Raw genomic sequence first — 11,846 nt, 5'->3', positions numbered from 1 at the left:
AACCTCATCCGCACCGCATCCGACACGGACAGCCTCAAGACCCGCAGAAAAGCCGCCGCTTGGAACCACGACTACCTCAGAGCCATCGTCACTCAGACCGCCTGATCCCCTTCAAGCGATCGCCCTGATGGTGTCCCGTGCCTAGCCGAACTCCCTTATGGCTCTGCTTCGAGGAGGCGGAGGCACCCACGCGTACCGGTTCAATCGTGGGGAGTCGCCGTGTTTTGCAAACGGCGCATCGTATTGGGATCGATGGGAGGGTCGGCGCCGAGACGGCGGGCCTCGGCACGGTCGGACGCGGCTTGAAGCTTGTCGCCCAGAGTAGCGAGAACCCGGCTCCGATTCACGAAAGCGGTCGCGAATGTCGGACTGAGCCTGACCGCTTCACTGAGGTCCGACAAAGCTGCGCCAAGGTTGCCTGCTCGCTCGTAGATGATACCGCGCAGGTTGAACGCGCCTGCATCGTCCCCTTTCAGCTTGATGGCAACGTCCGCGGCAGCCAGGGCATCCGTTGGGTTGCCTTGGTCCAGAAGGCATGCGCTTCGACCCAGGTGAGCGCGTGGAAGACTTGGTGCGCGGGTTATGGCGGCATCGAAGTCGGCAAGGGCGAGATCAAGATCGTGCTTACGGTAGCGCGCCTCGCCGCGTTCGAGGTAGGCTTGAGCGTTGGCAGGGTCCTTGTGGAGGGCCGCGTCGAAATCGACGATGGCCGCATCGAGCTGGCCGAGCGCAAGCTTGAGCGCTCCACGATAGCGAAGCGCATTGGAATAGGAGGGGTTCAGCCGGATCGCCTCGTCCGTTTCGGAGAGTGCTTTCGTGTTGTCGCTGCCGGCGGACGCAGAGGCGCGATTGAGATGGTACATCGCGTTCGACGGCTCGGCCGCGATGGCTGCATCGAAATCCATCCGCGCCTGTTCAAGGTTGCCCTCGACACGATAGGCGTTGCCGCGAGAGTTCAGATATCGCGCGACGCCAGAGTTATAGAACAAGGCGGCATCGTAGGCAGCGATGGCCCGCCTTGGATCGCCCGCACGGGCATACAGTAGACCGCGTCCCCAATGCGCGTCCGCAAAGCGGGGATTGATCGCCAGCGCGCGTTCGTAATCCGCCGCCGCTTCGTCGTTACGCTTCTGCCTGTAGAAGGCTGCGGCGCGGTTAGCGTAGGCGACAGCGGCTTCGCCTGGTCGCAACCGTATGGCTTCGCTCGCGTCGCTGATCGCCGCGTCGAGTTGCTGCAGCTGTAGGTAAGCGGTGCTGCGGTTGGTGAACGCCGACGCATCCGCAGGACGAAGCCGGATCACGGCATCAAAATCGTCGCGTGCCCGGGAGGGGTCGTTCGCCCTTAGGTAGGCTACACCCCGGGCATGGTAGGCCACCGGATCATCAGGGGAGGAATGGATCGCCTCGTTGAGGGCCGCGATCGCCGCGGTGTAATTTCCCATAGCAAACGCGATCTGGCCGTCTCGAAGACTGGTGTCACTTGCGCTCGCACCGGCTGGAGCGCTGACCCACAGCGCACCAACGAGGAAGACGCACCTACCTAGGTTCATCGGGGTTCCCACATCAAGTTCGCAACCAAACAACAGCTGGCGACAAGCGTCCCGGTTTCAAGTTCTTGCCTCACCACCAAGTGCAAATTTGAGGAAATAATTCCATGGTCGTCTATAGACACACGTTCGCTTCCAGATTTGTAGCAGGCCCGCTATTTTGTCAGGATTGGGTCGGGAGCCGTCCGTTCACTCTATGACCGGGGCGGGTGGATTCGTGCCGGTCTGCTTCTGAGGAGGTAAAAATTGAAGGCGGACTTTCGGTCGTCAGGTAATTTGGCACGGTTTGCGGCGTTCAGTTCCAGAGGCTCTAGTCTATCTGGCGTGAGACAAGACGTTGGGCGTGTCTCAAAAAGCCATCTCGATTGTCGTTGAGGTGCCGCGACGTAGCGGCAGTCATAGTCGGATAGCTGGAGGGCTTCCGTCATGTGCGACCCGGATTTACCCGAGAACCGTCATGAGCTCCGCAAGATGGGGCGAAGGTTTCTTTCGGTAGGAGCAACGGGGACGCTCGTTAGCGGAACCTTCCTGATGCTTACCGATGATGCCTGGGCGACCAACAGCCTGTGGTGGGGCGGCCTGTTCGGTGGGATCATGATCAGCGGCTTCGGCGTCATGATGTGGCGGGATGCCGTGTTTGCTCCGCCGCTCACGCCGGAGCAGAGGCGCTATTACGAGTTTCTACGAGAATGGGGATTTTACGATCATTCGTGATGCTGACCGTGGCGGGTCCGAAATGCTGGTTGATGGGGGGCATGATTGCCTGACCATCGCCAGTGACAACGGGAGCTGCGATCTGACGCTCCTTTCGATGTCATCAGGACCATTCTTCCCCTGCAAGTTCGCGTTTGCCCAACGGATGATATCGTCCAAGGCCTCCGGGGATGAGACAACGGCGTCACGCGCCGCCATCCCGTCGGCGCCGCGTCCGCGGCTTCGGGGCAGCCAGACGATGGGCGGCTGCGAGAGCCGAGCGCAGGGTCGCCTCATCGACGGCAGAGAGATCGCATCTGGTCGCCCCCATCCGCCCCCATCCGCCGGGTACCGGGCTGAAAGCCTCTGGCACCTGCTCGCAGAAAAAATCGCGATGATCCGGGTCGAACATCAGGTTGATGTCGAGGGCGGCCTCATCCAGCGTCGCGAATGACTTGCGCGGCGTCCGGAAGGCGGTCCTGTGGAAGTGTGGGCCAGAGGTTACCGCCTCAAGCGTCGCGATGAGCGTCTTCACGTGTTCGATGTCGACGCCCATCGCTGCCCTTCTTTCAGTCAGTGACTGATCGAAGCGACCGGTTCTCCAGTCACCCGGCGCGGCGCTCGCAGAAGCGCAGCCGGTTCCCGAACGGGTCCGCCACCTCCAGCACGTCGCCCCAGGGTGCCTGCTCGATGCCCGGCTGAGCATAGCCGTAGCGCTTGTCGGTCAGTTGGCGGTGATAGGCATGGACACCCCGCATTGGCACGAACACCGTCGAGCCAGGGCTGGCATCGCCATGGTGCTCGGACAGGTGCAGCCGTAAGCCGGCGCGGGCGACCTCCATGTAGAGGGGCAGACTTGGCTCGAAACGGTGCTCGAACCCAGTCTCGAAGCCGAGGAACCCGCAGTAGAACTCGCGCGCTTTGGCCTCGTCGAAGATACGTAAGATCGGCACCGCCTCCAGGAATCGTGGCACGTTCTCCGCAGGGCGGTCGAGGGCGGCGGAAGCGGTGTTCCAGTCGTCGTGCCCGAGGCTGGCGGCGACGAGTTCGAGGGTGGTCGCGTGCGAGACGGCGAGGTCCCGGGCGGACAGCGCGGCGCGCAGCCGCTTGGCCATAGCCTTCGCCTGGTCGACGGTCGTCATGGTACTCTCCCCAAGCCGGCGTCGGTCTGTCGGTGCCCGCATTGCCGACCCGTCGCCGGTCAGGGATCCGGTGGGGGTGGTCGTCCGCGATGCATTCACCATCCCGTTCCCGGGGCGAGCGGCAGGCAGCATCGGCCCGGCGCCAGGCTACCCCGAGGTCGGTTCGAACGCCAAGACGGCCGCCCGCTCTCGGCAGACTACGACCCCGTGCTAGCGGTGATCTCCTCGAAGGACCCGCTCGCCGCGAGGCGCAGGATGCCCGCTGCGCCACCGTGTGCGTCGAGCCACCGGCTGACTTTGCAGGCGGCCCTGGCGTAGAGGCCCGCGCTCTCTGCTGTCTCTATCCAGGCCGCACGCGCGGTCGGCAGGTCGCCGCCTGGTTCCACAAGACAGCGCTCCGCGCCTGGTGCGAGGTAGCGTGGATCGTCGGACACAACCACGGCAAGCCCCTCGTCGAACCATTGCGGCACGGTGCGCGCGAGCGTTGCCCTAAGGCCGATCCGCCTATGGAGTTCGGCGTGAGCCAGTTCATGGGCCGCGATAACGGTATCGGCCCCCCGGGGTGACAGGATCAGCGCTCGGTCGAGCAGGGTGACGTCGCGCGAACCGCCGCCGAGGGGCCGGTAACAGGCCTCGGTCGCGCAGAGCAGCACGCGGGGGGACGACCGCAGGTCGCCGTAGAACCCGCGTACCCGGGCGCGGGCCGTCTCGATTGTCGCCTTGGCAGCGGCGCGACGGTCCGGGGACATGTCACCCTCGACGTAAACGCCGTCGCCCAGGTCGGTGAAGCCGTAGCAGGACGGGCAACCCGCGGCGGCTGCGGCCGGGTAGGTAAAATGGAGGGCCGCGGTCGCGGCGGCTCCCACCATGACGAGCAGAGCGATGATTCTCTTCATCGGTTCCTCTCCCCCGTTGCGGGCAGCAAGGACTGCCGGAAGGCACAGGTGTCGATCATGTCGCAGCGCCATCTGTCGCGCCAGCCTAGCGACGGTCTCCGCCAGCTGGGGCTCACGGTGAAATGATCCGGCCTGTCGCCATCGCCCGACCTGCCGGCCAGCTCATTCAACGTCGACCGGCAACGCCTCTGACGGCGAGCTGCCAGTAGACCGCGCCGCCCACCGCCCCGGCGACCGCGGCTTGCACCAGGTGATCGACCGTGACGGGCAACAGGCGCCCCAGGACGAGACCGATGGCGGAACCGCAGGCCATGTGGATGGCCGGGTGGCGCAGGCCCAACCGGACCGAGACGGCCAGGCACAAGAGGAAGCCCGGCATCGCGAAGACCGTCACGAACAACGTGGCCATGACGAAAGTGATTGCGACCGAGCCCCAGTCGGATGGGAAGACTAACTCGGCGAAGATTGGGGGTGAAGGCTCGACCAGCGCGGCGGACGCTCCCGCCAGCATCAAGACGGTTATCGCCGCCGCCACGGCGGCGAGGTAGCCGCCGAGCACCCGCACGACCGGGTCTCGGCGTTGGTCTGTCGTGGCTCGGTTCGGCGTCGTAGCCTCCCAAGGTGTGTTCTTAGGCGACGTTAGCCCGCCATGTTACCACCGGCAAAGTCTCGGGCACGGCCGCGATGATGGTTCTGTCCGCAAGGAGCCTCGCAATGAAGCAGGCATGCCTCGCTGTCCTGATGCTCTGGTCGACGGCGGCGGCGGCGGAGGTGCCGACGCTCTGCGCGGACGCCCCGAACCAGATCGAGGGGACGCTATGCGCCAAGCGCAGTTGGACGATGCCGAGGTCGGCCTCGCGAAGGCACAGGATGCCCTGCAGGCCAAGCTCGATCCGAACGGGCGGCGCAACCTCGACCCTGCGCAAAAGGCATGGCGGCGCTTCCGCGACCTCGAATGCCAGCTTGAGACCGGCTACGACGCTGAGCACCCCGATAGGAACGGCTCGATCATGCCCATGCTCATCGAGGAATGCGAGACCGCCATGACCGAGCGCCGGACCCGCGACCTGACGGACCAGTTGGCTTGCCCGGGCGGGGACATGTCATGCGAGCGGTAAGCGTCCTGCGGCACTCGGCGACCTACCTCGGGGCATCCGCGGCATTCGCTATCGTGGCGCCGGCTGCCTAAGCGGCAAGCTTTGACTGCGCCAAGGCGTCGACTGGAATGGAGCGCCTCGTCTGCGGGGATGCCGCCCTCGGTGCCCGGGACGAGATCATGGCGAGGCTTTACGCGGCCGCCCTGAAGGCCGGCAAGCGCGATGGGGTCGAGGCGCGGCAGCGAAAGTGGCTGAGGACCGCTCAGATCTGCAACGCCTCAGTCTGCCTGGCCGAGGCCTACGACAGGCGGAACGCCGAACTACAACGGTCCGAGGGAGGGACCATCGTCGGCACGGACTTCTTCAGCGAGGAGCCCAAGGGCAACCACGCGACCCTCAACGTCGTGGGGCCGGTCCACGGCTTCGCCAGCGTGTCCCTTTCTTCGACGTACATCGGGGCCGGCGGCGAGGAGGCGGGCGATGTGTTCGCCATCGGGACTGACGCCTTGTTGGACCTCCGGGAAGGGCACGCCACCTACTCCGATGGCCCCTGCAGGCTGGCCTTTGCGCCGCTGAATGCGGACCGTTGGGAGGTCACCCAATCCGGCACCTGCGAACTGCCCGGCGGCACGGTATTCGCCGGCGTCTACCGTCGCCTGCCTTGACAGGACAGCGACCGGCCGCCGGTCGCCATTGCGCTCGCGACCCCTGACAAAATCATCGGCTGACAGGCGGTCGATGATGGAAGACGCACCAGCGCGGACGCTCATCAAGGCGGGGCGGGTTCGCTGAGCGTCCGTCCGCCTGCGCCCGGCACGTCCGCTTATGAAAAGAGCTCTGAACTCGTTCTACATCTGGCTCAGGTCGCAAGGAGATCGTCTGCTTTTGCGCCGGACCGCCTCAGAAGCGGACATGCGGCTTTCGGCCAGATCCTGTCGTTCGTGGCCGCCCAGACGTTGGCGCCCGGAACCATCTATTATCGGCGTGTGATGTGCGGCCTGCGTCAAGACGTCCGGTTTGTTCGTTCTTCGATTATGCGGAGCGCCTCGAGCCGCTCATCGTCGTTCGGAAGTGCGCGGAAAGCCCGGATCAACCTGGCGAGCAGGTATGTGCCGTGCAGATCACCGGCCTTGTCCAGTTCGACAGCAATTTCAGTCGCAAACGCTTGCACAGGTACGCTGAGGGCTGCCGCAATCAATCGCAGAAGATGATCGTCTCGCTCGTCGTGCGCCAAGGGCTACTCGAATTCTCTGTCGGCCGATGCGGGATGCCCCGTACCTAGACGATCAAACCGAGCCGGAAACCTTCGGCAACAGACTGCGCCCGATTGCGTGTTCGAAGTTTCGTGCGCACCCCGCGCAGGTGTGAGTCGACCCCGTGTTCCGAGATGCCCATGATCTCGCCGATTTCCCAGTCGGTTTTTCCTTCAGCGGTCCACTGAAGGGTCTCACGCTCGCGCGGTGAAAGGCCGGCGGATTGTTCGATTGGCTGACCGCGCACAAGCAGGCCGTGACCGAAGGCGTAGCTCGCGACAAGCGTCAGCATTCCGCGATGCTCAGGGGCTATCTCGAGCCGGCGGCCCGCAAAGCTCATCCCGCCGATCTCACCCTCGACGGTCGTCAGGGGGACCGTGTAGCCGTCGCTAAGGCCGAACTCGGCCGCCTCGTTCATGATTTGAACAGCGGTCTCCGACGTCGGCGACGGAAGTGCGGGGTCGCGCCAGCCAAATCCCGTCTGCCTGTGCAGGGTTTGAACGACGATCGGATCGTGTGCGGCGTAGCGCCGATGCAGGTACCGTTGCCGCCACTCGTCGGGAACGCTTTCCATCACCAGGAACTGCCGGTTGAAGCCGGTCAGGGCGGAAGATGTAGGGAGAAGCCCGGCGATGATCGCGTCGATCCCAAAACCCGCGAGTTGGCGGTGTACCGTTGAAACCACCTCGGGAACGCTGACAGCTCGGTCAAGCTCTTTGAGCAACTTGAGCGTGTGATCGAGTGATTTTCGGCTCACGACAGGTCCAATCGTCTGCTCTCGAAAGCTTCGAGCCGCGGTTCAACTGACGATAGCACCGAGACCTCATCTCCGGAAATAGCCCACACCGCGCAACAAACGGGCGGACACCACGCGTTCGCGTGGTGTCGCGCGCCTTGTCGGGCGGGCACACCAAGCACGGAGGTGTTTCATGATTCAAGTCATCACTGCCGCGAATATCGATCATAACCGAGACCTAATGGAGCAAGCGTGGCGCCTGCGGCATAGGATTTTCGTGGAGGAGATGGGCTGGGCAGCAATCGCGCGCGATGACAAGCGTGAGATCGACGAGTTTGACGACGAGCACGCCGTCCATCTTCTCGCAGTCGACGACAATGAGGTTGTGGGATACTCCAGGCTTCTTCCAACCGCACGCCCCTACGTTCTCTCCACGCATTTGCCTCAGCTTTGCGAAGGCGTGCCACCCTCCTCACCGCATATCGTCGAATGGAGTCGGATCGGCGTCGCCGGTTCCGCTCGCACCTCGGGCCGTCGGCTTAATCCAACAGCCCTGGCCATTCTCACAGGCATCGTCGAGTGGGGGTTGCCTCGAGGCCTGAAAGGCTTCGTCTCCGAAATGCCGACGAGTTGGCTTCTACGGCTGCTTCAGTTGCATATCCATGCCCTACCACTTGGGCTTCCGCAGATGATCGATGACGTCGAGATCGTCGCGGTCAATGCAGGTTTCGACGGCCGCAGCCTCCGACAGCTGCAAAAGATGCGCGGAAGCACGGACTCGGTCTTGGCGCCAGAAAGCCGGGTCGCTGCCCGGCTGGCAAGCTGAAGAAGGCCACCATGTCATGAGCAACGCGCTGGCCAATGGCAGCCATGTCGATGACGGGGGTGAGCTCATAAGGCGCGCCGCCGAGCAAGCCCTGGATCTTCGACAAACCGTTAACGAACTTATTGACCCGAAGCTACGCGAACTTGTTGACGTCGTACTGATCGAACTTGGATTTCTCCTTTCCAAGCTAAAATGACGATCGCTTTGAAAAAATCCCCAGGTAACAGGACCTAAAATTCACGACAATTGGCAGCTTGCTTTGCCTATCAACATCATCTTCCTGTCGCTGGAATCCGTCAAAAATCCAGCGACAGGGCACTTATTTCTGAAAATATCTACCGGCGCTACGAAAGCCCAGCAAGTGGCATCAGTCTTATGCTTTTGCCGGTGGCAGGGGGCCATGTGAGGAAAGCTTCAATGACTAAAATGTCTTCTCAAGAATTACTGCCACACTCATGCCTTGAGCTGGCAGCTGAGATCACGGCCGCCTATGTCACCAACAATCACATCGCAGCCGCTGATCTGCCAGGTTTGTTCGAGTCCATTCATTGGGCACTCTGCAACCTGGAGCAGCCATCAGACGAACTCCATTCAGCCATCGCAACCACTGAAGTCCCGACTCCTGCTCAGATCCGCAGATCGGTCCAGAATGACCACATCATGAGCTTTATCGACGGACGTTTGTACCGGACCCTAAAGCGACATCTCACCGCCCACGGCCTTACGCCTGAGACGTACCGTGCCCGCTACCGCCTGCCCAGCGACTACCCGACTGTGGCCCCCAGCTACGCCGAGCAACGCTCGGCGATCGCAAAGGCGATCGGTCTTGGGGTACCGGGGGCACGGAGTGTTCGGCACCCACAACAAGCCGCAGAATGAGACCCGGAGGCTCACCTTTCGCCCGAACCAAGATCCGGAGGGGCATCCGATAGCCCGAGAACTTGCATAGGCCGTTGATCACAAACGGGGTCAACCTCGGCATGGCTCAAAGCCATACCTCAGGGAGGGCTACTTTTAAGGGGGGAGCCACGTCAACGGTGAGGTCTACGGCGCTACGGGTGGTAAAGCACCGCGTAGTTTTTCTCTCAGTTGGTGGGAAGCAGTCTTTTCTCTAGCGGTTAGGTTGCGACGATCAGATGCTTGATGCTGGGGTCGAACGATTTCGGCACGGGCTATCCGGTCAGGTCCTCCATCCCGGAAAGCAGCTGGCTGTTTGCCAAGCCCGCTCTTCGCATGACCGGTGGTGAACGGCGCCCTGAGGTCGGAGCCGGCATCACCCTTCAGGAACCGGCACCGAAGAAGGAGCTTGGCTCACCGAGTCGGTACAGTCGCCGGCTGGGAGAAACGCATGTCTGCCGATACCGAGAAGCATCGCGCTCTGCTTGGCGCCCTCAAGGACGCCCAAGGCAAGGGCGACGGTTCATTCGAGAAGGCTGTCACCGCAGCGTTCGAACACGTCTTCGAGCACCTGGGCCGCCTAAACGACCACGTCGCGCGGGGCGGTCCCGATGGCGAGGACAGGCGTCTCGAGAACGGGGAATCCGCGACCTTACGATAATCGCGACCCCATCGTTGAGGCGTTGACGCTCAGAGGCGCCAACGCCTTTAGGCGCAATCAGGCGTTCTGCGCGACCGCAGATCTTACGGGAAGGACCCAGTTCGGTCTGACGAAGTGGCAGGTGTACCCATTGGGCCGCCGCTCCAGGTAATCCTGGTGTTCTGGCTCGGCCTCCCAGAAGTCTTCGGCGGGCGCCACCTCGGTCACGGCCTTCCCGGGCCACAGGCCGGATGCGTCGACGTCGGCGATGGTGTCCTCCGCAACCCGACGCTGGTCGTCGTCGGTGTAGTAGATCGCCGAACGGTAGCTTAGGCCCCAGTCGTTGCCTTGGCGGTTCGGGGTGGTGGGGTCGTGGATCTGGAAAAAGAACTCCAGCACGCGCCGGAAAGTCGTCCGTGTCGGGTCCTAGACGATTTCGATGGCTTCCGCGTGAGTGCCGTGGTTGCGGTAAGTAGCGTTCGCCACGTCCCCGCCGGTGTAGCCGACCCGGGTCGACATCACACCTTCCTGACGCCGGATCAGATCTTGCATGCCCCAGAAGCATCCCCCTGCCAGCACCGCTCTCTCACTACCCATGTCGTCCTCCGTAAGCTCCTCCAGCCTTAGCATTACAGTTGCATTTTCGACGAGGTTCTGACTCTCTGCGTCACCATGATTCGCGCATCATGGACATCGGGGACCTCGATCGAGGCGACGCTGGAGTTGTGGGCCTCGTCGCTGCGAGAGGTGAAGGGACGCTTGCGCCCGCTGTTTACGCAGGAGCGGGTCGCGGCCTCGGCCGGGGCATTCCTGGACGGGCTGCTCGGCGCGGAGCGGCGCAAGACGGGTTGGATGCGGGCGGAAGCCGCGGGCGATCCCGGGCCCTGGCGTCAGCAAGCGGTGCTCGGGCGCGGACGCTGGGATGCGGATGCCCTGCGCGACGTGGTGCGGGACTATGCCCTGGAGACCCTGGCTGACCCGGACGCGGTTCTGGTTCTCGACGAGACCGGCTTTCTCAAGCAGGGTAAAGCCTCGTGCGGCGTGCATCGCCAGTACACCGGCTCGGCCGGCAAGATCACGAACTGTCAGATCGGCGTGTTCGCGGCCTACGCCTCGCGGCACGGTCATGCGTTCATCGATCGGGCCTTGTACCTGCCCAAGACCTGGACCTCGGATCCGGCCCGATTAGCCGCCGCCCACGTGCCGGAGGGCACGAGCTTTTCGACCAAGCCGGGATTGGCTCTGGCGATGATCGAGCGGGCGATCGCCGCCGGCGTGCCGTTCTCCTGGGTGGCGGCCGACACCGTCTACGGGGTCGGCGACATCGAGATGGCGCTACGCCGCGCGGGCAAGGGCTACGTGCTCGGGGTCAAGACCGATCACAGGTTCAATTCCTGGGTCGGCAAGCCGCCTGTGGCCGGCACCGCCGAGGTGATCGCCAACAGCCTCGTTCCGTCGGCCTGGGCGCGCCTGTCGGCGGGAGAGGGGACCAAGGGCGCACGACTGTACGACTGGGCCTATTGCGAGTTGGCCGACCTCGCTGGCGCCGACGACGACCAAACCAGCGTGTGGACGCGCGGGCTCCTGATCCGCCGCAGCCTGAGCGATGGCGAGCGGGCATACTTCACGACCTGGTGCCCGGCCGGCACGCAGATCGCGACCCTGGTGGCGGTCGAGGGCCAGCGCTGGACGATCCAGGACGCGTTCGAGACCGCCAAGACCGAGCTTGGGCTCGCTCACAACGAGACCCGCTCCTGGCACGGCTGGCACCGGCACGTCAGCCTGGTGATGATGGCCTTCGCCCTGCTGGCGGTGATCCGCCATCACGCCAACGCGCCGCCCCCAAAAAGACGAGCCAGGACGAGATCACGCCCCCCGAGGCTGCGCGCTCACTGATCCGCTGGTCGGTCCAGGAGATCCGCCGCCTCGCCGTACGGCTGGCGCAGCGGCGCATCCAGCCCGCCCACGTCATCGCGTGGTCGCTCTGGCGACGCGCGCATCAGGCGGCTGCCCGAAACGCTCATCTCAAACGCCGAGCGTCAGACGCCAAAGGGCGTCACCGCCGTAAGCCCAGCAAAACACGCCGACGACGGAAAAGCCAAAAAACGCAACTGTAATG

At 63.7% G+C, this 11,846-nt stretch carries 15 protein-coding genes and 1 pseudogene; 8 read left to right on the top strand and 8 right to left on the bottom strand.

All coding sequences use genetic code 11. From position 1 onward, the window contains the following. Nucleotides 1-200: 200 nt before the first annotated feature. The gene (locus FV228_RS03150) at nucleotides 201-1,550 is read right to left on the bottom strand and encodes a tetratricopeptide repeat protein (RefSeq protein WP_147853249.1); all 1,350 of its coding nucleotides are present in this window, start codon (nucleotides 1,548-1,550) and stop codon (nucleotides 201-203) included. 423 nt (nucleotides 1,551-1,973) lie between these two features. Between FV228_RS03150 and FV228_RS03145 the strand changes: the two genes are divergently transcribed. After that, entirely contained in the window at nucleotides 1,974-2,261 is a 288-nt protein-coding gene (locus FV228_RS03145; protein ID WP_147853248.1) for a hypothetical protein, read from the top strand. 184 nt (nucleotides 2,262-2,445) lie between these two features. On the opposite strand, the gene FV228_RS03140 is transcribed toward FV228_RS03145, so the two are convergent. From FV228_RS03140 to FV228_RS03125, 4 genes are all read right to left on the bottom strand, one after another. Next, on the bottom strand, nucleotides 2,446-2,796 hold the full coding sequence (locus FV228_RS03140; protein WP_147853247.1) for an MmcQ/YjbR family DNA-binding protein: 351 nt from the start codon (nucleotides 2,794-2,796) through the stop codon (nucleotides 2,446-2,448). 49 nt (nucleotides 2,797-2,845) lie between these two features. Beyond that, on the bottom strand, nucleotides 2,846-3,382 hold the full coding sequence (locus tag FV228_RS03135; protein WP_147853246.1) for a glyoxalase superfamily protein: 537 nt from the start codon (nucleotides 3,380-3,382) through the stop codon (nucleotides 2,846-2,848). A 197-nt stretch (nucleotides 3,383-3,579) separates the two neighbouring features. Next, the gene (locus FV228_RS03130; protein WP_147853245.1) at nucleotides 3,580-4,278 is read right to left on the bottom strand and encodes a hypothetical protein; all 699 of its coding nucleotides are present in this window, start codon (nucleotides 4,276-4,278) and stop codon (nucleotides 3,580-3,582) included. A 166-nt stretch (nucleotides 4,279-4,444) separates the two neighbouring features. Continuing rightward, nucleotides 4,445-4,843 (bottom strand): hypothetical protein, encoded by a 399-nt coding sequence (locus tag FV228_RS03125; protein WP_147853244.1) that lies wholly within the window; start codon nucleotides 4,841-4,843, stop codon nucleotides 4,445-4,447. Between the two features lie 268 nt (nucleotides 4,844-5,111). On the opposite strand from FV228_RS03125, the gene FV228_RS03120 reads away from it, so the two are divergent. Together FV228_RS03120 and FV228_RS03115 are read left to right on the top strand one after the other, a co-directional pair. Continuing rightward, on the top strand, nucleotides 5,112-5,396 hold the full coding sequence (locus FV228_RS03120; protein WP_187277610.1) for a lysozyme inhibitor LprI family protein: 285 nt from the start codon (nucleotides 5,112-5,114) through the stop codon (nucleotides 5,394-5,396). A gap of 107 nt (nucleotides 5,397-5,503) precedes the next feature. Then, on the top strand, nucleotides 5,504-6,040 hold the full coding sequence (locus FV228_RS03115) for a hypothetical protein (RefSeq protein WP_147853242.1): 537 nt from the start codon (nucleotides 5,504-5,506) through the stop codon (nucleotides 6,038-6,040). Nucleotides 6,041-6,378: 338 nt separating this feature from the next. On the opposite strand, the gene FV228_RS03110 is transcribed toward FV228_RS03115, so the two are convergent. Both FV228_RS03110 and FV228_RS03105 read right to left on the bottom strand, forming a co-directional pair. Continuing rightward, nucleotides 6,379-6,609, bottom strand: a complete 231-nt coding sequence (locus FV228_RS03110; RefSeq protein WP_147853241.1) for a hypothetical protein — start codon at nucleotides 6,607-6,609, stop codon at nucleotides 6,379-6,381. Between the two features lie 44 nt (nucleotides 6,610-6,653). Then, nucleotides 6,654-7,385 (bottom strand): autoinducer binding domain-containing protein, encoded by a 732-nt coding sequence (locus FV228_RS03105; protein ID WP_147853240.1) that lies wholly within the window; start codon nucleotides 7,383-7,385, stop codon nucleotides 6,654-6,656. Nucleotides 7,386-7,557: 172 nt separating this feature from the next. Between FV228_RS03105 and FV228_RS03100 the strand changes: the two genes are divergently transcribed. The 4 genes from FV228_RS03100 to FV228_RS03085 all read left to right on the top strand — a co-directional run bounded on the left by FV228_RS03100 (nucleotide 7,558) and on the right by FV228_RS03085 (nucleotide 9,748). After that, entirely contained in the window at nucleotides 7,558-8,190 is a 633-nt protein-coding gene (locus tag FV228_RS03100) for an acyl-homoserine-lactone synthase (protein WP_147853239.1), read from the top strand. 16 nt (nucleotides 8,191-8,206) lie between these two features. After that, the gene (locus FV228_RS03095; protein ID WP_147853238.1) at nucleotides 8,207-8,386 is read left to right on the top strand and encodes a hypothetical protein; all 180 of its coding nucleotides are present in this window, start codon (nucleotides 8,207-8,209) and stop codon (nucleotides 8,384-8,386) included. Between the two features lie 50 nt (nucleotides 8,387-8,436). Continuing rightward, a complete protein-coding gene (locus FV228_RS03090) occupies nucleotides 8,437-9,069 on the top strand; it encodes a MucR family transcriptional regulator (RefSeq protein ID WP_308447717.1) in 633 nt (210 codons plus the stop codon). 469 nt (nucleotides 9,070-9,538) lie between these two features. Then, entirely contained in the window at nucleotides 9,539-9,748 is a 210-nt protein-coding gene (locus tag FV228_RS03085; RefSeq protein ID WP_147853237.1) for a hypothetical protein, read from the top strand. 57 nt (nucleotides 9,749-9,805) lie between these two features. Here FV228_RS03085 and msrA read toward each other — a convergent pair. Further along, nucleotides 9,806-10,324, bottom strand: a pseudogene (gene msrA / locus FV228_RS03080) (peptide-methionine (S)-S-oxide reductase MsrA). 75 nt (nucleotides 10,325-10,399) lie between these two features. Here msrA and FV228_RS03075 point away from each other — a divergent pair. Next, the gene (locus FV228_RS03075; RefSeq protein WP_147853236.1) at nucleotides 10,400-11,623 is read left to right on the top strand and encodes an IS701 family transposase; all 1,224 of its coding nucleotides are present in this window, start codon (nucleotides 10,400-10,402) and stop codon (nucleotides 11,621-11,623) included. Nucleotides 11,624-11,846: the final 223 nt, after the last annotated feature.

Source organism: Methylobacterium sp. WL18, from assembly GCF_008040015.1.
In the GTDB taxonomy this organism is placed as follows: domain Bacteria; phylum Pseudomonadota; class Alphaproteobacteria; order Rhizobiales; family Beijerinckiaceae; genus Methylobacterium; species Methylobacterium mesophilicum.
The sequence above is the reverse complement of the archived record's forward strand: the minus strand, read 5'-3'. Positions and strand labels throughout refer to the sequence as shown.